The organism is Janthinobacterium sp. SUN073, from assembly GCF_030397665.1.
Taxonomy (GTDB): Bacteria; Pseudomonadota; Gammaproteobacteria; order Burkholderiales; family Burkholderiaceae_D; genus Janthinobacterium.
Window position 1 is genome coordinate 53,852 of the sequence record NZ_JAPUBT010000008.1, and the last position, 24,148, is coordinate 77,999.

The following is a 24,148-nucleotide window of genomic DNA, read 5'->3' on the forward strand; positions in this document are numbered from 1 at the left end:
TTACGCGAGCGTTTCAACACGCCCTATTCACCACCGTTCAGGCGGCCTGCCAGCCCCACACTTCCCTCATCCAGCATAATATTTGCTTTTATTTTAAGCATTCATTTAATTCAAATGGCGGCCCTGCCAAAAAAACGGCACGACCGAAAGAAAATCATCAATTCTGATAAACTATCACATTCTGGTGATTCCAAACTTTGTATATTCTGCAATCGACGCCTTCCCTGAATTCAATATGGCGCCTCAGCGCGCCACCGATAAATCCTTGCAAAAAGGAATATGATGATTCCCTCTTTCCGACCCGGTCCTTTATTAAAGGTCACCGGCGTTATTTTCATTCTGTTCGGCCTCGCCCTGCTGGGCGGCGGCATCTGGCTGGCCACGCTCGGCGGCTCCTGGTACTACTTGCTGGCCGGCATAGGCATGCTCGTTGCCGGCGTGCTCGTCTTCAAAGGCAAGCGCAGCGCGCAACCATTCATGGCGCTGCTGCTGCTCGCCACCCTCATCTGGTCCGTGATTGAAGTGAAATTCGACTGGTGGCAATTGCTGCCGCGCCTCGATATCTGGTTTGCCGCCGCTGTCTGGCTGCTGCTGCCCTTCGTCAGCCGCCGCCTGGCGCCAGCCGCCGCCGAGAAACAGCCGCAAGCGGGCAAGACGGCGCTCTCCGCCGCCGTCGCGCTGACCGTCATCGCCGGCGTCATCGCCCTGTTCCAGGACTACCATGACCTGCATGGCGACGTGCCGGCCGAAAACATGGCCGCCACCGCCACGGGCGACCTGGCGCCCGGCGTCGAACACAACGACTGGTCCGCGTATGGCCGCTCCGGCTATGGCGACCGCTACGCCCCGGCAGCGCAGATCACGCCCGCGAATATTTCCGGCCTGAAAGAAGCCTGGACCTACCACACGGGCGACTTCAAGGGCTTGAGCGACCCGGGCGAGATCGCCAATGAAGTCACGCCGCTGAAGGTCAATGACATGCTGTACCTGTGCACGCCGCACAATATCGTCATCGCGCTGAACCCGGACACGGGCAAGGAAATCTGGCGCCACGATCCGAAGATCAACCGCGATGCGGCCAGCTACCAGCACATGATCTGCCGCGGCGTCGCCTACTGGGACGTGAACGCGGGGCGCGCCAAGAACAATCCGGCGCCACAGGCTGCCAGCATGGAATGCCCGCGCCGCATCCTGGCGCCGACCATGGACGGCACCATGATCGCCGTGAATGCCGATACGGGCGAGTCGTGCAAGAGCTTTGGCAACAACGGCGTCGTCAACCTGTATAAAAACATGGCCATGATCAAGCGCGGTTTCCTGATGCCCACGTCCCCACCGGCCGTGGCGCAAAACGTGGCCGTGATCGCCGCCAGCGTGACGGACAACCATTCGACGGAAGAGCCATCGGGCGTGATCCGCGGTTACGATCCCGTCACCGGCAAGCTGCTGTGGAACTGGGACCCGGCCACGCCGGAAGATACCAAGCCCTTCCCTGAAGGCAAGAACTACACCAACAACTCGCCCAATTCCTGGGGCGTGGCCAGCATCGATGAAAAGCTGGGTATGGTCTACATTCCGATGGGCAATGAAACCCCCGACACCTGGGGCGGCAACCGCAACAAGAATGGCGAGAAATTCAACAGCGCCATCGTCGCGCTGGACCTGGCGACCGGTAAAGTACGCTGGGCCTACCAGACCGTGCACCACGATATCTGGGACATGGATATCGGCGGCCAGCCTTCGCTGGTCGACATCGACACGCCGAAAGGCAAAGTCCCGTCCGTGGTGGCCACGACGAAACGGGGCGACATCTATGTGATCGACCGCCGCGATGGCAGCCTGGTCGTGCCGGCGCCGGAAAAACCTGTGCCGACGAGCAATCCTGCCGCTGGCGACACCTTGTCGCCCACGCAGCCGTTCTCGGCCCTCACCTTCTTGCCTGAGCGCAATATCAGCGAAGCGGACATGTGGGGTACCACGCCGTTCGACCAGCTCGCCTGCCGCATCATCTTCAAGGAACGCCGCTATGAAGGCCCGTTCACGCCGCAAACGGCTGGCAAGGGCGCCGTCATCTCGCCGGGCCCATTGGGCATCTTCGAATGGGGCGGCGCGGCCATCGATCCCGTGCGCCAGTTGTTGATCGTCAATCCTGACTACATGGGCTTCCTGGAAAAACTCGTGCCACGCGCCGAAACGACGGCCAAGGGCGGCACGGGCGGCGAAATGGGCTTGCAGCCACAGACGGGCGTACCGTTCGCCGTGGAAATCAAGGCCTTCCTTTCGCCGCTGGGCTTCCCATGCCAGGCACCGCCGTGGGGCTATGTGGCCGCCGTCGACCTGCGCACCATGAAAAAAGTGTGGATGCACAAGAACGGCACCACGCGCGACAGCGGTCCCGTGCCGATTCCCTTGCCACTGGGCGTGCCCAGCCTGGGCGGCATGGTCACCACCGGTGGCGGCGTGACCTTCCTCAGCAGCACGCTCGACTACTACATCCGCGGCTACGACGTCAGCAACGGTAAAGTGATCTGGAAAGCCCGCCTGCCAGCCGGCGGCCAGGCTACGCCGATGAGCTATGTGTCGAACAAGTCGGGACGCCAGTTCGTCGTCGTCATGGCCGGCGGCCACGGTTCGCTGGGCACGAAGATGAGCGATACCCTGATCGCGTATGCCTTGCCGGAAGGCACGGCCATCCCGAAGAAGTAAAGTAACAGCGCACTCTTCCATGGAGTGCGCCCATAAAAAAAGCCGTTCAGTCTGCACTGAACGGCTTTTTTACGTCTGGAGAAACAGGTTACAGGATGGTAGCCAGCGCGCACTGGCGGTAATGCGCGGCGGCCTGTTCCGTCTGTTGCAAGGCATCGTGCATCTGCGCCAGCTTCAGGTGGGCGTCGCGCACCATTTGCGGCTCGTTCGCATCCGACAAAGCCTGCTCCAGGTGGCGCTGGGCCTTGCCCCACAGTTTTTGCTTGAGACACAGGGTGCCCAGGGTCAGCGCCAGTTCCGCATCCAGCGGACGCTGTTTCATCCATTGCTCGCAATGCTCGATCTGCAGCAGCAGGGCCGGCGTGCCGGCCGGCGCCGCCGCTTCGCGGTAGGCGCGCACGACGCGCTCGTCCCAGTCGGCGGCCAGCGACTCTTCGCACACGAGGCGCGCCTCATCGTGCAGGCTGCGCGCATTCAGGGCCGTGGCGGCGCGGCAGGCGATATACGGCTTGACCCGGTCGGTGCTGGGCACGGTGGACCAGACGCGCATCAGCGATTCGGCGTCATGCGAAGGATCGGACAGCAAATGGTCGTAGGCCAGCTCGCGCAGGCGCGAGGACAGGGCCGGATGCAGGGCGCGGTGCTTGTCGAGCGAACGCACGAGGCGCAGCACTTCCGGCCAGTTCTTCGCCTGCTGCTCGGCCTTCAGCGACCATTGCAGCGCGTGGATATGCCGCGTGCCACTGGCATTGAGTTCGCGCACGGCCGCCAGGGCCGCTTCCGGCTGGTGGTCATCGACCAGCAATTCCGTCACCGTCATCAAACGGGCCGTTTTCAGGCTGGCATCGCCTTCGACACGGGCCAGCCAGCTGTCGCGGCGCTCGGACTGCCGCATGCGGTGCGCGGCGCGCGCACCGATCAGCGCGGCCAGGCCGGCATTTTCTTCCAGCTCGGCGGCGCGCAGGGCGGCCTTCTCGGCATGGCCGAAACGGCCTTCGAACAGGGCTTTCAAGGCTTCGCGCAAGCCCTTGTTGCCATCGCGCTCACGCTTGCGCTGGCGATAGGCCGCCACTTGCGCCGGCATGCGCACGGTGGCGCGCACGGCGCGCACCAGCAGGTACAGCAGCACGAACAGCGCCACCTGCAGCAGCAGGAAGAAGTTCAGCGACAAATCGATGCGGTACGGCGGATAGAACAGCACCACGTTGCCGGGGTTGAAACGGGCCGTCACGGCGATACCGATCGCCGCGGCCATCAGGGCGAGTAACCAGAGAAATAGACGCATGGGCTCAGGACTTCGCTTTGTAGTTGCGCACAGCCGTCAGGCTGTCGGACAAGGTTGGCATTTCGATGGCCAGGTTGCTGCCCTGCACCTGGCGCAGCAAGGCTTGCGCCGTCTGCGTGCTCTTGGCGCGGGTGTCGAAATACTTGGCCAGCGCATCCTGGGCGGCGATCAAGTCGTTGCGGAAAGCCGTTTCATTGCGCGACAACAAAGCCATGCGGGCATTCAGCAGGCGCAGTTTGACGTTTTCCCGCAAAAAATACGATTGCGTCGGCGACAGCATCAGCGCTTCCGGCGTATCGACTCTGCGGATGCGGATCAATTGACGCACGTCATTCCACATGTCGCCGCTCCAGGTATTGAAGCCGTCGCGCACTGTTTGCAGCAGCGGTTCCGGCGCCGGCGGTCCGACCAGCTTGCCGCTGGCATCGCGCACGGGCTTGGCCCCGGCCTTGGTCTTGGCCTTGCCCGGCTTTTCCGGCGCCGCCGGCAAGGCCGGCGTTTCGTCGGACAGCATCGGCAAGGCGTCGATCTGGGCGATCACGGCATCGAGGCGCAGGGCCACGCCCGTCGAATCGACGCTGGGCAGGGCCTTGAGTTTTTCCATGTCACGCCCGATGGCGCGGCGGATGGTGATGAATTGCGGCTTGTCGGAACGCGACAGGCTGCGGTCGGCGTTTTGCAGGGCGATCAGCGCACCGGGCACGTTGCCTGCCAGCTGCAGCTGCTGGCTGGCCGTCGACAGCACTTGCTCGATTTCCGTCAGCGCCCACTCGTCGCGGTTTTTCGACAGGTCGTTGTACAGTTGTTCCAGCGCCAGCTGCTGGCTCTGGGTTTCGCTCTGGCGATTTTCCAGCGCGCCCACCTTGATTTGCAGCTCTTTCGTGCCTTCTTGCACGTTGCGCGCCAGCACGCCCGTTTCGGCATTGCTGACATCGCCCTTTTGCAGGCGCTTGGCCACTTCTTCGCGCAGGTTGCGGATCTGCTTGCTGGTCGACCAGCTTTGCGCAGCCAGCAGCACGGCCAGCACGATGACGGCGATGCTCATGGGCTTTTGCAGCTGTTCCAGCAAGGTCGGCGCGCGGCCAGCAGGTTGGTCGGCCGCCTGCGGCGCCGTCTTCACGGCGCTGCCAGGCGTTGCATTCGGTTCGGAGAGTGTAGGCATTTCGTTCATGGTCGTGATTGTAACGCGGCGAGCACTCCTGCGTCGCCTGATCCTGTCAAGGTGACACGGGCAAAACCCAGGGCCGCCGCCGTTTGTGCAATGCGCGCGTGCGGCACGATCAAATGCTGCTGTTGCATTTTTGCAACAGCCATCTTTTCATCCCCCATTTCGCCCAGCAGCGCCAGCAAACCGCGCAACGCTTCCGAGCTGGTGATGATCCAGTCATTATTATGCTGCAACAGGTTTTCCAGGGTCGCGCGCAAGGCCGGCGTCAGCGTTGGCACCTTGCGGCGGTAAGCCGTGACGAACTCGACTTGCGCGCCGGCCGCGCGCAAGCCGTCAGCCAGGTAGTCGCGTCCGCCGTCGCCGCGCACGATCAGCACGCGCTTGCCGCGCAGCGCCGGCAAGTCCAGCGCCAGCAACAGATGTTCGGAATCGCTGCGCGCCGTGTCAAACGGGCTGGTGATGCTGGCGTTGGCGTGCGTGACGCCATGCGCGGCCAAGGCCATCTTGCTGCCCTCGCCCACCACGGCCAGCGGCACACCTGGCGGCCAGGCGGGCAGGTGCGCAAAGACGCAATCGATGGCGTTGGGCGAAACGAACGCCACCAGGTCGTATTCCATCAGGCGCGCCAGCACGGCTTGCAGCTGCGCGCATTCCTGTTCGCCATCGAGCGCGTGGATTTCCAGCAGCGGCAGCAGGGTCACGGGCCAGCCCAGCGCCTCGATGCGGGCGGCCAGCGGCCCCGCCTGCGCCGCGGGCCGCGTGATCACCACGCTGTCAGGCATGCGGCGCCAGGCCTTCATGGTTGTCGGGGGTAACGGCGCACGAGGCGAGGATGCCGGCGGCGTCCTGGCCGCGCAGCAATTCGGCCACCTGTTCGCCCAGCTGTTCCGGCGCGCTGGCCGGGCCACTGACATCGGCGCTGGCTATGCGCGCGCCATCGGGCGTGGCGACCATGGCGCGCAAGCGCATCTGTTCGCCCTCGACGGTGGCAAACGCGGCCAGCGGAATCTGGCAGCTGCCGCCGAAAATCTTCGACACCTTGCGCTCGGCCGTGACGGCTTGCGCCGTGGCCGTGTGGTTCAGCGGCGCCAGCAGGCGCACCAGGTCGGCGCCGTCGACGCGGCCGCTGCGAATCTCGATCGCCATGGCGCCTTGGCCTGCGGCCGGCAGGCTGTCTTCCGGCGCCAGCACGGCGCGGATGCGCGATGCCAGGCCCAGACGTTTCAGGCCGGCGGCGGCGAGGATGATGGCGGCATAATCGCCGCGATCCAGTTTACCCAAACGCGTATCGAGGTTGCCGCGCAGGGGCAAAATCGTCAGATGCGGGTAGCGCGCGGCGATCAGCGACTGGCGGCGCAGGCTGCTGGTGCCGACCACGGCGCCGTGCGGCAGCTCGGCCAGGCTGGCGTAGTCGTTCGAGACGAACGCGTCGCGCGGGTCTTCGCGCTCGAGGATGGCGGCCAGGCTGTAGCCTTCTGGCAACTCCATCGGCACGTCTTTCAGCGAATGCACGGCCAGATCGGCGCGGCCTTCTTCCATCGCCACTTCCAGCTCCTTGACGAACAGGCCCTTGCCGCCTACCTTGGACAGGGCGCGGTCCAGAATCTGGTCGCCGCGCGTGGTCATGCCGAGAATTTCAACGCTACACTGCGGATACAGGGCGGCCAGGCGCGCACGCACGTGTTCAGCTTGCCACATGGCAAGGCGGCTCTCGCGCGTGGCGATCACCAGGCGGGCGGGAATATTCTGGGTCAATTCGTTCGGGGTCAATTCGGATGCTTTCAAAACAAGTTCTTTCGCTGTGGCTGTGGTTGTCATTATCGTTGCCAATTCGCCCGTCCGATATCAATTTATATCGAAAAGGCACCCGGCGTCGCTATAATCGTTATCCCTTGGCCTAGAAGGCCAAGTCAGGCTAGCGTCCATGTTGAAGACCACAAATTTTATCATGCGCCCCTCCCCTCTGCGGCCAAACGCCCGGTGCGATCCACATTCCCTTGCTTTTACACTTACTTTGGTTCTTTATTATGCTCAATGACGCAGTAGCACCAGAAATAGTTCCAGCGGCCGCTTCCGACAAGGACGCGCCACTGAAAGAAGATATCCGCCTGCTGGGCCGCCTGCTGGGCGACGTGTTGCGCGAACAGGAAGGCGACGCCGTCTTCAATGTGGTGGAAACCATACGCCAGACGTCCGTGCGCTTCCGCCGCGAAGCGGACGCGGACGCCGCGCTGGAACTCGACGCCATGCTGAAAGAACTGAGCCGCGAACAGACGATTTCCGTGGTGCGCGCCTTTTCCTATTTTTCGCACCTGGCCAACATTGCGGAAGACCAGCACCACATCCGCCGCCGCCGCGCCCACCTGCTGGCCGGCTCGCCCGCGCAAAAGGGCAGCGTCAGCTTCGCGCTGAAAAAACTGCGCGCCGCCGGCGTGCCGCGCAAGACGGTCGATACCTTCTTCCAGGATGCGCTGATCTCCCCCGTGCTGACGGCCCACCCGACGGAAGTGCAGCGCAAGAGCATCCTCGACGCCGAGCACGACATCGCCCGACTGCTGGCCGAGCGCGACCTGCCGCAGACGCCGAAAGAGCGGCACGCCAACATGCAGCTGCTGCGCTCGCGCGTCTCCACCCTGTGGCAGACGCGCATGCTGCGCTACTCGAAGCTGACGGTGGCCGACGAAATCGAAAATGCCCTGTCCTACTACCGCATCACCTTCCTGCGCGAACTGCCGGGCCTGTATGACGACATCGAGGACGACATCGCCGCCGAATACCCGAACGGCGACGGCACCATCGAGCCGATCAATGCCGCCTACGTGCAGATGGGCAGCTGGATCGGCGGCGACCGCGACGGCAACCCGAACGTCAACGCGGGCACCATGCAGCACGCGCTGGCGCGCCACGCCACCACCATCCTCGACTTTTACCTCGACGAAGCGCACGCGCTGGGCGCGGAATTGTCCGTCTCGACCCTGATGGTGGGCGTGAGCGCCGAACTGCAGGAACTGGCCGACCAGTCGCCGGACGCCTCGCCGCACCGCAGCGACGAGCCGTACCGCCGCGCCCTGATCGGCATCTATGCGCGCCTGGCCGCCACGGCCCGCGCCCTGGGCGCCACCAACATCCTGCGCAAGGAAGTGGGGCCGGCCGCCGCCTATCCGGACGCGGCCGCGTTTGTCGCCGACTTGCGCACCATCGTCGCCTCGCTCGAAGCGCACCACGGCGCGGCCCTGGTGCGTCCGCGCCTGGCCACGCTGGCGCGCGCGGCCGACATCTTCGGTTTCCACCTGGCATCGCTGGACATGCGCCAGACGTCCGACGTGCACGAGCGCGTGCTGGCCGACCTGTTCGCGCAAAGCGGCGTGGCCGCCGATTACACGTCCCTGTCCGAGGAAGACAAGCAGGCACTGCTGTTGAGCGAACTGGGCCAGCCGCGGCTGCTGTATTCGCCCTACATCGCCTACGCCACGGAAACGGATTCCGAGCTGGCGATCCTGCGCGCGGCGCGCGACATCCGCCAGCGCTATGGCGCACGGGCCATCCGCAACTACATCATTTCGCACACGGAAACCGTGTCCGACCTGCTGGAAGTGTTGCTGCTGCAAAAGGAAACGGGCTTGCTGCGCACCGATTGGCAAGCTGGCGCGAGCACGTGCGAGCTGATGGTCATTCCCCTGTTCGAAACGATCCCCGACCTTCAGCGCGCGGCCGGCATCATGAGCGAGGTCATGGCCTTGCCCTTGGTCAAGCAATTGATCGCCAAGCAGGGACAGTTGCAGGAAGTCATGCTCGGCTATTCCGATTCGAACAAGGATGGCGGCTTCCTGACCTCCAACTGGGAACTGTACAAGGCGGAACTGGCATTGGTGGCGGATTTCCGGAAGGCCGGCGTCAAGCTGCGCCTGTTCCATGGCCGTGGCGGCACGGTGGGCCGCGGCGGCGGACCCAGCTATGAAGCCATCCTGGCCCAGCCGCCAGGCACCGTCAACGGGCAGATCCGCCTGACGGAACAGGGCGAAATCATCGCCTCGAAGTTTTCCAACGCGGAAATCGGCCGGCGCAACCTGGAATTGCTGGTCGCTGCCACCCTCGAAGCGAGCCTGGCGCCGCAGGCAGCCAATCCGGCCCACGCAAGCGAGCTGGCGCAGTTCGAAGCCGTGATGGCGCAGCTGTCGGACCTGGCCTATCACGCCTACCGCCACCTCGTGTATGAAACGCCGGGTTTTACGGAGTATTTCTTCTCGGCCACGCCGATTGCGGAAATCGCCGAGCTGAACCTCGGTTCGCGCCCCGCCTCGCGCAAGGCCAACCAGCGCATCGAAGACTTGCGCGCCATTCCCTGGGGCTTTTCCTGGGGCCAATGCCGCTTGCTGCTGCCGGGCTGGTTCGGTTTCGGCAGCGCCATCGAGGCCTGGATCGACCAGGCCGACGGCGCGTCGAAAGATGAAAAAATCGCCACCCTGCGCGCCATGTACGCCGAATGGCCGTTCTTTGCCACCTTGCTGTCGAACATGGACATGGTGCTGGCCAAGACGGACCTGGCGATTGCCTCGCGCTATGCGGAACTGGTGGCAGACCAGGAATTGCGCGAACGCATCTACAAGCGCATCACGGACGAACATGGCAACACCTTGCGCTGCCTGGAGCTCATCACCGGCAACACGGAGCGCCTGGCGGGCAATCCGCTGCTGGCCCGCTCGATCCAGAACCGCTTCGCCTATCTCGATCCGCTGAACCACTTGCAAGTGGAATTGATCAAGCGCAACCGCGCCCTGTCGGCGGAAAGCAAGATCGACGAAAGGGTGCACCGCGGCATCCAGCTGTCGATCAACGGAGTGGCGGCCGGCCTGCGCAACACGGGCTGATCACGCCAGGCTGCCATCGGCAGACAAGGGCCGGCACCGCAAGGGCCGGCCCTTTTGCTTGCCCAATTGCAAAATATTCTCAATAAAACAACAATTGGTATTACACTAGCGGTAGACACCTTCCCAACTTCGGCCCCATGCACACCGCAGCGGCCAACCATGACGCCAGGGACGCGGATGAGCAAATGGTCGATTGAAACGCTGAGTGCGGCCTGCGCCGCCCTCATCCTGATCATGCTGGGCTGGCTGGCCGGTGCGGCCTGGCCGGCGCTCGACTTCTGGGAGCATGTCTGGCTGACCCTGCTGCTGGCGACCGCCGCCGGCACGGCCATGTGGCTGATGCGCAGGCTGCGCGCCCACCTCGCCAGCACGCGTTCGCAACTGGACGATAGCCTCATGCGCTACCAGCACCTGAGCGAAACGGCGCAGGACGGCATGTGGCAAACGGATGCGCAAGGCCGCATCCTGTACGTCAACCAGCGCCTGTGCGACATGCTGGGCGTCCCCGCCGGGCAGCTGCTGTACCACACCATGGAGGAATTCCACGACGAGGCCACCTTGCTGCGCCTGTGTCCGCTACGCCAGACGGCGAGCGATAGCTGCATGGGCGAACTGCAATACCAGCATGGCGACGGCACGCAGCGCTGGGCCATGCTCAGCGGACGGCGCCTGTACGACCAGCACGGCACCGTGACGGGCGCACTGGTGCTGGCCAGCGACATCACCGAACACAAGCGGGCCGAACACGCGTTGAGCCTGGCCCATGCGGAGCTGGAAAGCCGCGTGGCCCTGCGCACGGCCCAATTGCTCGATGTCAATCTCCAGCTCTCCGCGGAAATCGCCATGCGCGCACAAACGGAAGCGGCCCTGGCGCGCAGCGAAGAGCGGCTGCAGGACATCATTTCCATGATGCCCCTGTCGCTGTTCCTGAAAGATGCCGATTCGCGCATCGTGCTGATGAACCAGGCCTGCGAGCAGCAATGGGGCGTGCTCCACCAAGACATCGCCGAAGGGCGCGACCTGCAACACTTTCCCAGCGATCAGAACACGGGCTTCCACGCGGCCGACCAGGAAGCGTTTGCCAGCCGCAAAGTGGTGATCCGCGAAGAACTGGTCTGGAACGCGCAGTTGCAGGAAAATCGCCTGGTGCAGACGCACAAGAAACCCGTGTTTGACGCGCAAGGCCGGCCGCAGATGATCATCGCCATGGCCGTCGACATCACCGACAGCAAGCGCAACGAGGAAAACCTGGAGCGTACCCTGGCCCAGCTGCGCGAACTGACGGACCACCAGCAAACCATCAAGGAACAGGAAAGACGCCGCATCGCGCTCGATATTCATGACGACCTGGGCCAGAATCTGATGGTGCTGCGCATCGATGTGTCGCTGCTGCACGCGCGCACGGCCACCACCCACCCGCGCCTGCACCGCCACGCACAGCGCGTGCTCGACACCATCGACGCCACCATCCGCTCCGTGCGTACCATCATCAATGACTTGCATCCCAGCACCCTGGAGCTGGGACTGGGCCCCGCGGCCGAGTGGCTGATCCGCCAGATGGAGAGCCGTGGCGCCATCCGCTACCGGCTCACGCTCGACAGCGAGGCGCCCGACCTGGGCCTGGACCAGCGCCAGACATCGGCCATCTTCCGCGTGCTGCAGGAATCGCTGTCGAATATCGTGCGCCACGCCCAGGCCAGCGAAGTGGAAGTGGCGCTGGCGCAAGATGCGGACGCCATCGTCCTGCGCATCAGCGACAACGGCATCGGCATGCAGCCGGGCGACCACGGCAAGCGGGCCGCCTTCGGCCTGAAAAGCATACGCGAACGTGTGCATGCGCTGGGCGGCGAACTGCGCATCGACAGCCAGGCGGGCCGCGGCACGGCGCTGGCCATCCACCTGCCCCAGCAGGCAGGCCAGCGCCGTGCCGATCATGCTAAAACACAAAAATTAGCAAAAAAGGTAGTAAATTAAGTATGCATTTGCGACATAAAAAAGTATAGTAAGTTTTTTCTTTGAGGAAACTATCATGCCGCCACGGTTCGCCTGCTTCCCCGCCCCACTGCTCGGCCTGCTCCTGCTGGCCGCCATCCCCACCGCCAGCGCCACCATCTATGCCGAACGCGGCTTTGGTGAAAGGGATGGCAATGGCAGCATCGCTTCCGACCTGAACCCGGCCGGCCTGGTGGCCGGCATCATCATGGAAGAAGAAGGACGGCGCCGCGCCGTGACCTATCAGCATGGCCGCATCCGCGAACTGGGCACCCTGGGTGGCAATGAAGGCTTTACCAAGGCCATCAATACCCATGGCGTGGTGGTGGGCTCGGCGCAGACGGCCGCCGGCGCCTGGCACGCCTTCCGCTACGACGCGGCGGGCGGCATGCGCGACCTGGGCACCCTGGGCGGCACCAGCAGTTATGCCACGGCCATCACGCGCGACGGCATGATCGCCGGCTATGCCGACACCAGCGCCGGCGATTTCCACGCCTTTGTGACGAAAGCCGACCACAGCCTGCAAGACCTGGGCACCCTGGGCGGCGCCAGCAGCTATGCCAGCGGCTTGAACACACATGGCGTGGTGGTGGGCACGGCGCAGCGCGGCGACGGCTACCGCCGCGCCTTCGTCTACCGCCCCGGCACGGGCATGCAGGAAATCGGTACCCTGCCCGGCGGACGCATCAGTTCAGCCACCGCCCTCAATGACGCCGGCCTGGTCGTGGGCGCGTCGGAAACGGAGAAGCGCCGCTGGCACGCGTTTGCCTGGGATGGCAAGCGCATGCTCGACCTGGGTGCCATGATCGGCCAGGGCGACAGCTACGCCACGGCAGTCAACGCGGCCGGACACGTCGTCGGCAGCGTCAGCATCAAAGGCTTTGAGCCGATGACCTTTGTCTACAAGGAAGGCGTGATGACGGTGCGCCGCCGCGACGACGGCCTGTACCTGACCAACAAGATCACCGATGCGGGCCTGGTGGTCGGCGCCATCTACACAGGGCACAAGTTCCAGGCCTTCGCCGTACCGTCGCAAGCGGCGCCCGCACCGCAGCGCAGCAATCCATTGGACTGGCTGCTCATCACCATTCTCATCTCCGCCAGCGGCGTGGTGCTGTACAAATTGCAGCGCAACTATCGCCTGGGCCTGCTGGGCGCGCGCACGCGTTTCATGTAAGCCAACGCTAGGGATGGACGAAAAAAAAAGAGGCTTGCGCCTCTTTTTTTGTGTGCTTGCCCTACGCTTAGTTTTGCGTCAGGAAAGTCTTGAGTTTGTCCGAACGCGAAGGCTGGCGCAGCTTGCTCATGGCTTTCGCCTCGATCTGACGGATGCGCTCGCGCGTCACATCGAACTGCTTGCCCACTTCTTCCAAGGTGTGGTCGTTCGACATTTCCACGCCATAACGCATGCGCAGCACTTTCGCTTCGCGCGGCGTCAGGGAATCGAGCACTTCCTTGATCACGTTGCGCATCGATGCGTGCAGTGCGGCATCCAGCGGTGCCAGCGTGGTGTTGTCTTCGATGAAGTCGCCCAGTTGCGAATCGCCATCCTCGCCCATCGGCGTTTCCATGGAAATCGGCTCTTTCGCGATCTTCATGATCTCGCGCACCTTGTTTTCCGGCATTTCCATCTTGACGGCCAGGGTCGCCAGGTCCGGTTCGCTGCCCGTTTCCTGCATGATCTGACGCGAGATGCGGTTCATCTTGTTGATCGTTTCGATCATGTGCACCGGCACGCGGATGGTGCGGGCCATGTCGGCGATCGAACGCGTGATGGCCTGGCGGATCCACCAGGTGGCGTAGGTCGAGAACTTGTAGCCGCGACGGTATTCGAATTTATCGACCGCCTTCAGCAAGCCGATGTTGCCTTCCTGGATCAGGTCGAGGAATTGCAAGCCGCGGTTGATGTATTTCTTGGCGATCGAGATGACCAGGCGCAAGTTGGCGACCGTCATTTCGCGTTTCGCGTGACGCGCGCGCTTTTCGCCGGCAGCCATCTGCTTGTTGATCTTGCGCAGGTCCGCCAGTGGCAGGGCCACGCGCGCTTGCAGGTCGATCATCTTCTTTTGCAGTTCCTTGACGGCAGGCACGTTGCGGCTGAGGATGGCGCTGTACGGATACTTGCAATCGACTTCGCGGTCGACCCATTCCAGGTCGCATTCATTGCCCGGGAATACCTTGATGAAGTGGGCGCGCGGCATGCCGCATTTGTTCACGCACAGTTCCAGCACGGCGCGCTCGATGTGGCGCACTTCTTCCATCTGGCCGCGCAAGGTGTCGCACAGCTTTTCCACGACCTTGGCCGTGAAGCGGATGCCCAGCAATTCCTGCGAAATGGCTTCCTGCGCCTTGATGTAGGCTTTCGAGTTGTAACCCTCTGGCGCCTTGCGCATCTTGTCGTACTGCGTCGAAATGACGTTGAATTTCTCCAACGCATTTTTTTTCAGCTGGGCCAATTGCTCACTGGAGAAACCGGCAGCGCCGCCATTGGCGTCGCCGTCCTCTTCCTCGGCTTCTTCTTCCTCTTCCTCGTCGTCACCGCTGGCGCTAGCGGGCGCGGGAGCGGCGGCGGGTGCCGGGGCATTGCTTTCGTTCAAGTCGACAAAGCCGTCGACCACTTCATCGACCTTGATTTCGTCGCGCGCGATTTTTTGCGACAGTGCAACGATTTCGCCGATGGTGGTGGGGCAGGCGGAAATCGCCTGGATCATGTCTTTCAGGCCGCCTTCGATGCGCTTGGCGATCTCGATCTCGCCTTCGCGCGTCAGCAGCGCCACGGCGCCCATTTCACGCATGTACATGCGCACGGGGTCGGTGGTGCGGCCGAAGTCGGAGTCGACCGTCGACAGGGCGGTCGCGGCAGCCGCTTCCACTTCATCGTCGCTGGTGACGGTGGCGACGTTGTCGGTCAACAACAGGCTTTCCGCGTCAGGGGCGCGCTCGTAGACGGCGATGCCCATGTCGTTGAAGGTGGCGATGATGCCTTCGATCGCTTCCGGATCGATGATGTTTTCCGGCAATTGGTCATTGATCTCGGCATAGGTGAGGAAACCGCGTTCCTTGCCCATGTTGATCAAGCCCGTGATTTGCTTGCGGCGGCGTTCCAGGTCCGCTGCCGAGGCTTCCGGATCGCCCAATGCGTCCGCCAGACCGCCCTTGGCCTTGCGGTCGCGCGCTTTCGACACGGCCTTCAATTCGGCGCGTTCGACGGCGTTGAGTGCTGCCACTTCATCGTTTTCCGGCGTGAATTCGCTTGGTTTTCGGCCACGGCGGCCTGGCACCTTGACGGTCGGCAAGAAGTAATTCGAGGTATCGATGGCGGCCAGGGCATCGGCGTCGGTGGTCTTGCTGACCACTTGCGCGCCGGTGATGATGGTCACGGGCGCCACTTCAGGCTTGGCGCGCACGACTTTCGAACGGGCTGCCGTCACCACTTTGTTCGTGGCGGCGCTTTCGCTGATCTTGCGCGGCGCGGCCGGGGCCTTGGCGCCGGGGGCGATCTTCACGCTTGGCGTCTTGGCCGGTACGGCTTCGGCGGTCTCGGCCACGTCGGCAACAGCCTCGGCAGCCGGGGCGCTGACGGCCGCTTCCACAGCCGCATCGGCCGGTGGCACGGCGGCCAGGCGCGAACGGCTTTTCTTCACCACGGTGACGACGGTGGGCGCCGTCGTGACGGTGGCTTCCGGATTCGCTTGCGCATTATCGATGAAGTAAGATAAAGTCGTTTTGGGTACGGCAAGTGGTGCCGCGGCTGGGCGTGGCGCCTTGGCGGACAACGTTAAAGTTTTTGGCGTATTCTTCATGAGATATCTCTTAATGCGAGACCAGATGGTGTCGGCGCGAAGTGAATGATTCCACCTAAGCCTGCGAAACCGGACTCGATGGAGCGTATTGTTGCGGCTGCCGTTAACGGCAGCGGCGCCTGCTTATCGGGGCGCTCAAAGCCCGCGCATCCCGTAATGAGGGCGGCGGGGCCGAAGCCGGATCAGATAAATAAGCGATGTACATTGCGGAATGAAAAAAAGCCCGTACCAGAACGGGCTTGAATCTATTGTTGTTCAGTGAAGACACAGCGGAGAGCAAGATTATGCACGAAGGCCAGTTATCTGGATAATTGATAAGCAAAATATCCGATATCAAAAATACTAATAATTGGGCCCTGCACCGCACTGCTCCTATCCCCTGCACACCTGAGCCAGACCGTCAAATACGGGGTCCAGTCATCAGCGCAAGCCGACATTATACACATTTCCCGCATTTCGCGCTGCGGGCACTGTAGTACGCACCCGCTTATCTCTGCGCAAGTTGCCAAAAAAGACAATGCACTTGCCTGTGGCGCGTGCTATGCTCCCCTTTTATAGCCCAACCAATGATGTCGATGACCAGCTCCACGCCAGACCAGCAAGCCACCACTCCTGACACGCCAGTCGATGCAGCCCCAGCGGCGGCGCCGGCCGCAGCGGCGCCCACGCCGGCACCTGCCGGCCTGACCGCGCGCGCCCTGCTGAAGCAGTTCCAGGAGCAATTCCCGCCATTCCGCGATTGCCTGCCCTTGTCGATCGGTATAGACAAGCAGATCCTGGCGCGTCTGCCGGACCTGGACCGCAAGCTGATGCGCACGGCGCTGGGCATCCACACGGGTTCGCTGCGCTACCTGCGCATGATGGAAAAAGCCAAGATCCGCTACGACCTCGACGGCACTGCCGGCGCGGAAGTGACGCAAACCCACCGCGACCACGCCACGCAAGTATTGCAGCAGCGCTTCAAGAAAGAAGCCGAGCGCAAGAAAGCCGAACGCGATGCGGCCGCCGCCGAAGAAGCGAACCGTTTGCGCCTGGAAAAACTGAATCAGCTGACCGCGAAATTCTCGCGCAAAGGCTGATCCGGTTTCATGGACACAGCTGCCGCACCGCCACTGCCCCCGTATCAAGGCATTGCACTCGAGCACGTCAAGCTGGTACGCACCAGTGATGATGCAAAAGCGGCCATGGCCGCCCTGCTGGCCGCGGACGCCATCGGCTTCGATACGGAATCGAAGCCGACTTTCGTCAAGGGCGAGTCCTCCACGGGGCCGCACCTGATCCAGCTGGCCACCGACGACATCGCCTACCTGTTCCAGGTGGGCAGCACGCCGGCGCCGGCCCTGGCCGAACTCAAAGCCATCCTCGAATCGACCACCACTCTGAAGGTGGGCTTTGGCCTGTCCGACGACGTCAAGCGCCTGCGCAACAAACTGGGCATTGTTCCAGCTCAGGTGCTCGACCTGTCCGTCGCCCTGCGCGGCGGCCAGCGCAACGATCTGGGCGCCAAGACGGCCGTGGCCAAGTTCTTCGGCCTGCACCTGCAGAAATCGAAAAAGATATCCACCACCAACTGGGCCACCTCGCGCCTGACGGAAAAGCAGATCCTGTACGCGGCCGACGATGCGCAAGTGGCCCTGCGCGTGTACCGTCGCTGGATCGCCGACGGCGGCAAAGTCACGCCGCAAAAAGCCCCGCGCCCGGCCGCTGCGCCGCCCGCGGCGCCCGCTTCGGCGGCCTGATTCCAGCGTTCATCGCATGCGCAGGAAGAACAGCATCGGCACCAGCGTCGCAGCCATCGCCGCTGCGGCACAGGCGCTGGGCCGCCCGTTGCCGCCATCGCACGCCGCGTGGCTGCTGGCCAACAATGGCCGCGCACTGGGCGCGCTGACCTTGTTTCCCGTCTACGACGCGGACAATCCGCGCAAGACCTGGGAATCGATCGACCGCCACTACCGCGAAGGCTGGCAGGCGTGGCTGGACAACTTCGCCGGCAGCGGCATCGATTGCGCCAGCCTGCTGCCCTTCGCGCAATTCGGCACGGGCGACTGCTATTGTTTCGACTATGGCCACATCGGCCCATCGGGCGAGCCGGTAGTCGTGCTGTGGTCGCACGAAACGGGGGCCGCCAGCATGGTGGCGCCCGACTTTACCGCCTTTCTCGCCCTGCCCGGCCGTCCCGGCTGACTTCCCCTACGGCGCCAGCTGCTGCGCCGCCAGCCGCCCCAGCGTGGCGATGGCCTCTTCCAGCTGCGCGCTCCACGGGTGGCCGTAATTGAGGCGGATGCAATGGCGAAACGCGCGCGTGGCGGAAAAGATGGGACCGGGCGCGATGCTGATGCCGGCCGCCAGCGCGCTGCGGTGCAAGGCCAGCGCATCGATGCCGGCAGGCATTTCCACCCAGACAAAATAACCGCCCTGCGGCCGCGTGACCCGCGTGCCGGGCGGAAAATGCACGGCGATGGCTTGCAGCATGGTGTTTTGCTGCGCCGCCAGGGTCAGCCGCAACTGGCGCAAATGGCGGTCGTAGCCGCCGTGCACCAGGTAATCGGCCAGCGCCATCTGCAGCGGTATCGGCGCCGACAGGCTGGTGGTCAGTTTCAAGCGCTCGACCTGGCGCGCGTAGCGGCCCGCCACGGCCCAGCCCAAACGGAATCCGGGTGCCAGGGTCTTGGAAAACGAGCTGCAATGCATGACCAGTCCCGCGCTGTCATGGCTTTTCGTCAGGCCGGGGCGCTGCTTGCCAAAATACAGCTCGCCATACACATCATCCTCGATCAGCGGCACGCCATGGCGCGCCAGCAGTGCCACCAGTGCGCGCTTCTTTTCCGGCGGCATCAGGCTGCCCAGGGGATTCTGGAAACTCGTCATCAGCCAGCACGCCTTGGGCTGGTGGCGTTGCAGCAACTCTTCCAGCGCCGCCAGGTCGACGCCGTCGCGCGGGCTGGTGGCGATCTCGACGGCCTTGAGTTCCAGCCGTTCCAGCGCCTGCAGACAGGCATAAAAGCTGGGCGACTCGATCAGCACCGTGTCGCCGGGCCGCGTGACGGCTTGCAGGCACAGGTTCAGCGCTTCCAGCGCACCATTCGTGATGACGATGTCGTCGCTGGAAACGAGCACGCCGTCGAGCTGGTAGCGCAGGGCGATCTGGCGGCGCAATTCCGCATTGCCCAGGGATAAATCCGTGACCGTGCTCCACGGATCGAGGCGGCGCATGCTGGCCGATACGGCCCGCGCCAGCCGTTCCATCGGAAACAGATGCGGACTGGGAAACGCCGAGCCGAAGGGCACGATATCGCGCGCGCCCACGGCGCCCAGCACCTCGAAGACGAGGTCGCTGACGTCGACAGTGGTGCTGGCGTCGAGCGGGCGAGAACTATCCGGCTCGGGCGCCAGCGCGGCGCGCTGCGGCGCCACGTAATAGCCGGAGCGGGGACGCGAGACGATCATGCCGCGCGCTTCGAGCAAATAATACGCCTGGAACACCGTCGACGGGCTCACGCCGCGCCGCGCATGCTGCTGGCGCACGGAAGGCAACTTATCACCAGGCAGCAACAGCTGCGTGCTGATCATGGCGGCGACTTCTTCCGCCAATTCTTCATAGCGTTTCAACCCTGCTCCTCAAACTGATCCGTATTTTTATTGCACAACTGATCCTGTCACAGTGACAGCGCCCGTTATATGCTAGGGTAATAATATCCGGGCAACAACACCGGCACGCCATATCGACCGACGAGACAGGTTATTTTCCCATGCAACTTCCCATGCTACCGCATTCCCCCCTCGTGCTGCTGCTGGCCCTGGCTTGCGCCTTGCCCGGCATGGCGCTGGCCGCACCGGCCAGCGTGCCAGCCGGCCACGACAGCCTGGAACAGCGCATCAAGGCGTGCACGGCTTGCCATGCGCCCAAGGAACGCCACGACGCCTTCTTTCCCCGCATCGCCGGCAAGCCGGCCGGCTACCTGTACAACCAGCTGCTCAATTTCCGCGAGGGAAGGCGCCAGTATCCAATGATGAACTACATGGTCGAGCACTTGCCCGACGATTACCTGCGCGAAATCGCCGAGTATTTTGCGGCGCAGCACCCCGCCCCGCCGCCGGCCCAGCCCAGCAGCGCCGGCACGACAGCCCTGGCGCGTGGCAAGCAGCTGGTGTTGCACGGCGACAGTGGGAAAAAGATTCCCGCCTGCATCTCCTGCCATGGCGAGAAACTGGCCGGCGTGGCGCCCGCCATCCCCGGCTTGCTGGGCTTGCCGCGCGACTACATCAACGCCCAGCTGGGCGCCTGGAAGAACGGCATCCGCCGCGCCCATGCGCCCGACTGCATGGCGCAAGTGGCGCAGCGCCTGTCGGACGCGGACGTGGGCGCCGTCTCGGCCTGGCTGGGCACGCAAGTGGCCAGCGCCGACGCGCGCCCCGCCAGCGGCATCGCCCTGCCCTTGCCGCTGCACTGCGGCGGCGTGCCAGGTTCTACCGCGCAGGTGGCGCCATGAAGAAATGGATGATCGCGGCCGGCCTGGTGCTGATCGCAGGCGGCAGCGCCAAGTTCCTGCTATACCCGGACGACGACATCGGCCCGCCCGCCGTTGCCAGCACCCTGAGCCAGCAACAGCTGGTCGCGCGCGGCGCCTACCTGGCCAGGGCGGGTGATTGCATGGCGTGCCACACAACGCGCGGCGGCGTGGCGTACGCGGGCGGCCGTGCACTGCAAACGCCGTTCGGCAAGGTACTCTCGCCCAACATCACGGCCGACAAGGAAACGGGCATCGGCAGCTGGACGGCCGACGATTTCTGGCGCGCCATCCACAACGGCAAGTCGAAGGATGGCCGGCTGCTGTATCCGGCCTTTCCGTACACCAGCTACACCAAGGTGCGGCGCGAGGACAGCGACGCCCTGTACGCGTATTTCCAGAGTGTGCCGCCGCACAGGCAGGCGAACGCGCCGCACGCGCTGCGCTTCCCCTACAACCAGCAGATCGCGCTGGCCGCCTGGCGCGCGCTGTATTTCAAGCCGGGCGTGTACCAGCCGCTCACGACTAAAAGCATGGAATGGAACCGCGGCGCCTACCTGGTGCAGGGCCTGGGCCACTGCAGCGCCTGCCATAGCAGCCGCACCACCCTGGGCGGCAGCGACGACGGCCTGTCGGGCGGCTTGATCCCCGTATTGGGCTGGTATGCGCCGTCGTTGACGTCGGACGCGGAAGCGGGCCTGGGTGACTGGGACACGGCGCATATCGTGGAATTGCTGCAAACAGGCGTCTCGCCGCGCGCCACCGTCTTCGGCCCCATGGCGGAAGTGGTGCGGCAAAGCTTGCAGCACATGGGCACCACCGACGTGCAGGCGATGGCCGTGTACCTGAAAAGCTTGCCCGGCCCCGCGCAAGCGGCGAAAAAGGCGCCACGCGGCACCTCGGAGCAAGCCACGCAGCAACTGGCGCTGGGCGCGAAACTGTATGAGGCGCAATGCGCGAGCTGCCACCAGGCCGACGGCAAGGGCGTACCACCCGGCTACCCGCCGCTGGCCGGCAACCGCGCGCTGACGACGGACTCGGCCGTCAACGCCATCCGCCTCGTGCTCAACGGCGGCTTCGCGCCCGGCACCAGCGGCAACCCGCGCCCCTACGGCATGCCGCCGTTCGGCCCCGTGATGGATGACGCGGAAGTCGCCGCCGTGGTGACGTATCTGCGCGCTTCGTGGGGCAATGATGCGCCGGCGGTGAGCGCTCTGGAAGTGAATCGCTACCGCAGCGTGCCATTGGAGTAGCAGACATGAAAAAGCCGGCTCGCGCCGGCTTTTTTCTTGTCAGGCAGCCGCTCTCAACGGAACTTGCTTTTATGTCCCGTTTTCAAATCCAGCGCATAACGCACGCCATTGTCCGTCAGCATGACTTCATCGGGCGGCTCTTCGCCGGCCAGGGCGCCGTCGATCAGGGGCAAGCCTTCGCCCTTGCGCATCAGGTCGTCGCAACGCTCGTACACGTTGACGCAAGCGGTGGATGCCATCAGCGATTGCACGATGGCCACTTTCCACGCATCGACGCCACCGGCATTGAATTCGCAGATCAGATAACCTTGCACGCCGCCAAACAGCTGTACCACCAGGCCGGGCAAGCCCTCGTCTTCGCCCTTAATCAGGGTCAACAGCTGGTTTTCGCCCGCCTTCTTGATGGCCGGCAGTTTTTTCTCGATGGCGGCCTTGACGCGGCGCTTGATCAGCGCGTGGTCGACCGGTTCGTCTTCCTTGAAGCTCCAGATGCGCGCGCGAATCTGCGACTTCGAATTGTAGGCGGCGCGGGCGATGAATTGCTTCGACGAACTTTGCACGATGGCCGTCGAGCCGGGCTTCATTTTTTCCTGCGGCTTGCCTTCGACTTTTTCAATCGCGGACGCGTAAATCCACGATTGGCCCAGCAAGCTCTTTTCCTTGCCCTGTTTGATGGTGATGATCAGCATGTAATTCCAGTAGTGTGAGCGGCGCGTACCGCTCGTCGTATGTCCAATACCCGCATGATACCTCATGCCATCCTGTCGCATCCTCCTGCATTCCATGCCGCCGCTGGCGCAGTCTGTCGCAGCGCGGTACGCGGGCGCCACCGGCTGGCATACCATGCACGCAGTCCAATTCAAAAGAGGGAGCAAGAATGACACAGCCACTTTTCCACCCGCGCCATGCCCGCGCCGTGACCACCCTGCTGCTGGCCGTCTGCGCCCTGGCCATCCCGGCCGCGCCGGCGCTGGCGTCGCCGCTCGACTGGATCTCCGGCAACAGCATCCAGGGCAGCGGCAAGCTGCAAAAACAGACGCGCGAAGTGGGCAGCTTCCATGGCGTGGCGCTGAACGTGCCGGGCACGGTCGAGCTGCGTATCGGCAACACGGACAGCGTCACCATCGAGGCCGACGACAATATCCTGCCGCTGATCGAGACAGCCGTGGAAAACGGCACCCTGCGCATCCGCCCCGCCAAGCGCAATGCCAACTTCCGCCAGAGCAGCCTGACCATCATCATCCAGGCGCGCCAGGTGGAACGCATCAGCGTGGGCGGCTCGGGCAACGTCACGGCAACGGGCTTGCGCGCCGAGAAACTGCGCTTCGACGTGGGCGGCTCGGGCTCCATCAATGCGCGCGACCTCGACAGCCGCCAGGTGGCTGTGGCCATCGGCGGCAGCGGCAACGTCAAGGCCAGCGGCAAGACGGAGCAACTGACGGCGTCGATCGGCGGCTCGGGCAATATCCAGGCGGGGCGCCTGGCCGCGCGCGAGGTACAGGTGAGCATCGGCGGCTCGGGCGAGGCCGAAGTATGGGCCAAGGATGACTTGAGCATCAGCATCGGCGGCTCGGGCGAAGTGAACTACTACGGCGATCCGCGCATCAGCCGCAGCATGCAGCGCTCAAGCAGCATCAAGCGCCTGGGCGCTGCGCCGAATTAAGCCGTCAGGCTGGCCAGCACGGCGGCCAGCTCGCGCGTGGCCGCCTCGCCCAGCGGCTGCAGCGGCGCACGCGGCGTACCCACATCAAAGCCCCGCAGCGCCAGCCCCGCCTTGACGGTGGGCGGCAGGCCCCCTTTCATCAGGCATTGCAGCAATGGCAATTGCTGGAAGAACAGTTCGCGCGCGCGCGGCAAGTCGCCCGCCTGCACGGCCGCATACAGGGCCAGCGGCAAGCCCGCATGCAGGTTGGGCGCGGCCGTGCACCAGCCGTGGGCGCCGGCCGCCAGCGCAGCGAAGGCCAGGGTGTTGCTGCCGTTATAGAACGGCAACTCGCCCCCGCTCAGCTGCGCCAGCCGGTGCATGCGCTGGATGTCGCCCGTGCTTTCCTTGACCATCGTCACATTCGGCACGTCGCGCCAGATGCGCACGATCAACTCGGGCGACATGTCGATACCGCTGGTGGCCGGATTGTTGTACAGCATGATCGGAATACCCACGGCATCGCCGATGCGCGCCACGTGGCGCACGATTTCTTCCTCGCTCAGTTTCCAGTACGACACCGGCAAGACCATCACCGCGTCGGCGCCCTGCTTTTCCGCAAAGCGGGCGCGGCGCATGGCGCCCGCCGTGGTCAGGTCGGAAATACCCACCACCGTGGGCACCCGTCTGGCGACGGTGGCCAGCGAGGTGGCGGCCACGGCATCCCACTCCCCGTCCTGCAGGTAGGCGCTCTCGCCCGTGCTGCCCAGCGGGGCGATGCTGTGCACGCCGTCGGCGATCAGGCGCTCGATCAGTTGCCGCAGGCGCGGCAAGTCGACATCGCCGCCAGCGGCCGTGAACGGGGTGACAGGGTAGGCAATGATGCCTTGAAATAAGGTTTGCATGATGTGATGTCCTCCAGT

18 protein-coding genes are annotated in these 24,148 nt (G+C 64.0%); 10 read left to right on the top strand and 8 right to left on the bottom strand.

The genetic code is table 11. The annotated features are described in order from the left end of the window. Window positions 1–279: 279 nt before the first annotated feature. A complete protein-coding gene (locus O0882_RS20385) occupies window positions 280–2,706 on the top strand; it encodes a membrane-bound PQQ-dependent dehydrogenase, glucose/quinate/shikimate family (protein ID WP_289950914.1) in 2,427 nt (808 codons plus the stop codon). An 88-nt stretch (window positions 2,707–2,794) separates the two neighbouring features. Here the strand turns inward: O0882_RS20385 and O0882_RS20390 are convergent, their stop codons facing one another. From O0882_RS20390 to hemC, 4 genes are read right to left on the bottom strand one after another with little or no spacing between them, the layout of a single operon-like run. After that, window positions 2,795–3,991 carry a heme biosynthesis protein HemY gene (locus O0882_RS20390; RefSeq protein ID WP_289950916.1) on the bottom strand — a complete coding sequence of 399 codons (1,197 nt, stop codon included), beginning with the start codon at window positions 3,989–3,991 and terminating at the stop codon, window positions 2,795–2,797. Window positions 3,992–3,995: 4 nt separating this feature from the next. Further along, window positions 3,996–5,162 (bottom strand): uroporphyrinogen-III C-methyltransferase, encoded by a 1,167-nt coding sequence (locus O0882_RS20395; protein ID WP_289950917.1) that lies wholly within the window; start codon window positions 5,160–5,162, stop codon window positions 3,996–3,998. Continuing rightward, window positions 5,159–5,941 carry a uroporphyrinogen-III synthase gene (locus tag O0882_RS20400; RefSeq protein WP_289951236.1) on the bottom strand — a complete coding sequence of 261 codons (783 nt, stop codon included), beginning with the start codon at window positions 5,939–5,941 and terminating at the stop codon, window positions 5,159–5,161. The genes O0882_RS20395 and O0882_RS20400 overlap by 4 nt, the downstream gene beginning before the upstream one ends. Further along, complete coding sequence (gene hemC / locus O0882_RS20405) at window positions 5,934–6,914, bottom strand: hydroxymethylbilane synthase (protein ID WP_289951238.1); 981 nt, start codon at window positions 6,912–6,914, stop codon at window positions 5,934–5,936. Before hemC ends, O0882_RS20400 begins: the two co-directional genes overlap by 8 nt. A gap of 272 nt (window positions 6,915–7,186) precedes the next feature. Between hemC and ppc the strand changes: the two genes are divergently transcribed. From ppc to O0882_RS20420, 3 genes are all read left to right on the top strand, one after another. Beyond that, window positions 7,187–10,027 carry a phosphoenolpyruvate carboxylase gene (gene ppc, locus O0882_RS20410; protein ID WP_289950920.1) on the top strand — a complete coding sequence of 947 codons (2,841 nt, stop codon included), beginning with the start codon at window positions 7,187–7,189 and terminating at the stop codon, window positions 10,025–10,027. A gap of 177 nt (window positions 10,028–10,204) precedes the next feature. Next, window positions 10,205–12,001, top strand: coding sequence for a PAS domain S-box protein (locus O0882_RS20415; RefSeq protein ID WP_289950922.1), 1,797 nt, complete (start codon window positions 10,205–10,207; stop codon window positions 11,999–12,001). Window positions 12,002–12,056: 55 nt separating this feature from the next. After that, on the top strand, window positions 12,057–13,196 hold the full coding sequence (locus tag O0882_RS20420) for an HAF repeat-containing protein (protein WP_289950924.1): 1,140 nt from the start codon (window positions 12,057–12,059) through the stop codon (window positions 13,194–13,196). 67 nt (window positions 13,197–13,263) lie between these two features. Here O0882_RS20420 and rpoD read toward each other — a convergent pair whose 3' ends face one another. Continuing rightward, window positions 13,264–15,822 (bottom strand): RNA polymerase sigma factor RpoD, encoded by a 2,559-nt coding sequence (rpoD, locus tag O0882_RS20425; RefSeq protein ID WP_289950926.1) that lies wholly within the window; start codon window positions 15,820–15,822, stop codon window positions 13,264–13,266. 575 nt (window positions 15,823–16,397) lie between these two features. Between rpoD and O0882_RS20430 the strand changes: the two genes are divergently transcribed. From O0882_RS20430 to O0882_RS20440, 3 genes are read left to right on the top strand one after another with little or no spacing between them, the layout of a single operon-like run. After that, a complete protein-coding gene (locus O0882_RS20430; RefSeq protein ID WP_289950928.1) occupies window positions 16,398–16,901 on the top strand; it encodes a ProQ/FINO family protein in 504 nt (167 codons plus the stop codon). A 9-nt stretch (window positions 16,902–16,910) separates the two neighbouring features. Beyond that, window positions 16,911–17,561 carry a 3'-5' exonuclease gene (locus O0882_RS20435; RefSeq protein WP_289950930.1) on the top strand — a complete coding sequence of 217 codons (651 nt, stop codon included), beginning with the start codon at window positions 16,911–16,913 and terminating at the stop codon, window positions 17,559–17,561. A 16-nt stretch (window positions 17,562–17,577) separates the two neighbouring features. After that, window positions 17,578–18,006, top strand: a complete 429-nt coding sequence (locus O0882_RS20440; RefSeq protein ID WP_289950932.1) for an SMI1/KNR4 family protein — start codon at window positions 17,578–17,580, stop codon at window positions 18,004–18,006. Between the two features lie 6 nt (window positions 18,007–18,012). Here the strand turns inward: O0882_RS20440 and O0882_RS20445 are convergent, their stop codons facing one another. Next, the gene (locus O0882_RS20445) at window positions 18,013–19,431 is read right to left on the bottom strand and encodes a PLP-dependent aminotransferase family protein (protein WP_289950933.1); all 1,419 of its coding nucleotides are present in this window, start codon (window positions 19,429–19,431) and stop codon (window positions 18,013–18,015) included. A gap of 152 nt (window positions 19,432–19,583) precedes the next feature. On the opposite strand from O0882_RS20445, the gene O0882_RS20450 reads away from it, so the two are divergent. Further along, window positions 19,584–20,312 (top strand): c-type cytochrome, encoded by a 729-nt coding sequence (locus tag O0882_RS20450; RefSeq protein ID WP_289950935.1) that lies wholly within the window; start codon window positions 19,584–19,586, stop codon window positions 20,310–20,312. Further along, the gene (locus O0882_RS20455) at window positions 20,309–21,583 is read left to right on the top strand and encodes a cytochrome c (protein ID WP_289950937.1); all 1,275 of its coding nucleotides are present in this window, start codon (window positions 20,309–20,311) and stop codon (window positions 21,581–21,583) included. Before O0882_RS20450 ends, O0882_RS20455 begins: the two co-directional genes overlap by 4 nt. A 53-nt stretch (window positions 21,584–21,636) precedes the next feature. Here O0882_RS20455 and O0882_RS20460 read toward each other — a convergent pair whose 3' ends face one another. Beyond that, entirely contained in the window at window positions 21,637–22,272 is a 636-nt protein-coding gene (locus tag O0882_RS20460; RefSeq protein WP_096234638.1) for an SAM-dependent methyltransferase, read from the bottom strand. A 188-nt stretch (window positions 22,273–22,460) separates the two neighbouring features. Between O0882_RS20460 and O0882_RS20465 the strand changes: the two genes are divergently transcribed. After that, entirely contained in the window at window positions 22,461–23,246 is a 786-nt protein-coding gene (locus O0882_RS20465) for a head GIN domain-containing protein (RefSeq protein WP_289950939.1), read from the top strand. Here O0882_RS20465 and O0882_RS20470 read toward each other — a convergent pair. Beyond that, a complete protein-coding gene (locus O0882_RS20470) occupies window positions 23,243–24,130 on the bottom strand; it encodes a dihydrodipicolinate synthase family protein (protein ID WP_289950941.1) in 888 nt (295 codons plus the stop codon). The two genes, O0882_RS20465 and O0882_RS20470, sit on opposite strands and share 4 nt — an antisense overlap. Window positions 24,131–24,148: the final 18 nt, after the last annotated feature.

Bases quoted from the DNA above. Each gene is read 5' to 3' on its own strand.
- O0882_RS20450 (WP_289950935.1), top strand. From the start codon at position 19,584: ATGCTACCGCATTCCCCCCTCGTGCTGCTGCTGGCCCTGGCTTGCGCC.
- O0882_RS20470 (WP_289950941.1), bottom strand. From the start codon at position 24,130: ATGCAAACCTTATTTCAAGGCATCATTGCCTACCCTGTCACCCCGTTC.
- O0882_RS20400 (WP_289951236.1), bottom strand. From the start codon at position 5,941: ATGCCTGACAGCGTGGTGATCACGCGGCCCGCGGCGCAGGCGGGGCCG.
- O0882_RS20390 (WP_289950916.1), bottom strand. From the start codon at position 3,991: ATGCGTCTATTTCTCTGGTTACTCGCCCTGATGGCCGCGGCGATCGGT.
- O0882_RS20465 (WP_289950939.1), top strand. From the start codon at position 22,461: ATGACACAGCCACTTTTCCACCCGCGCCATGCCCGCGCCGTGACCACC.
- O0882_RS20430 (WP_289950928.1), top strand. From the start codon at position 16,398: ATGACCAGCTCCACGCCAGACCAGCAAGCCACCACTCCTGACACGCCA.
- ppc (WP_289950920.1), top strand. From the start codon at position 7,187: ATGCTCAATGACGCAGTAGCACCAGAAATAGTTCCAGCGGCCGCTTCC.
- O0882_RS20395 (WP_289950917.1), bottom strand. From the start codon at position 5,162: ATGAACGAAATGCCTACACTCTCCGAACCGAATGCAACGCCTGGCAGC.
- O0882_RS20420 (WP_289950924.1), top strand. From the start codon at position 12,057: ATGCCGCCACGGTTCGCCTGCTTCCCCGCCCCACTGCTCGGCCTGCTC.
- rpoD (WP_289950926.1), bottom strand. From the start codon at position 15,822: ATGAAGAATACGCCAAAAACTTTAACGTTGTCCGCCAAGGCGCCACGC.
- O0882_RS20460 (WP_096234638.1), bottom strand. From the start codon at position 22,272: ATGCTGATCATCACCATCAAACAGGGCAAGGAAAAGAGCTTGCTGGGC.
- O0882_RS20435 (WP_289950930.1), top strand. From the start codon at position 16,911: ATGGACACAGCTGCCGCACCGCCACTGCCCCCGTATCAAGGCATTGCA.
- O0882_RS20385 (WP_289950914.1), top strand. From the start codon at position 280: ATGATGATTCCCTCTTTCCGACCCGGTCCTTTATTAAAGGTCACCGGC.
- O0882_RS20440 (WP_289950932.1), top strand. From the start codon at position 17,578: ATGCGCAGGAAGAACAGCATCGGCACCAGCGTCGCAGCCATCGCCGCT.
- O0882_RS20415 (WP_289950922.1), top strand. From the start codon at position 10,205: ATGAGCAAATGGTCGATTGAAACGCTGAGTGCGGCCTGCGCCGCCCTC.
- O0882_RS20455 (WP_289950937.1), top strand. From the start codon at position 20,309: ATGAAGAAATGGATGATCGCGGCCGGCCTGGTGCTGATCGCAGGCGGC.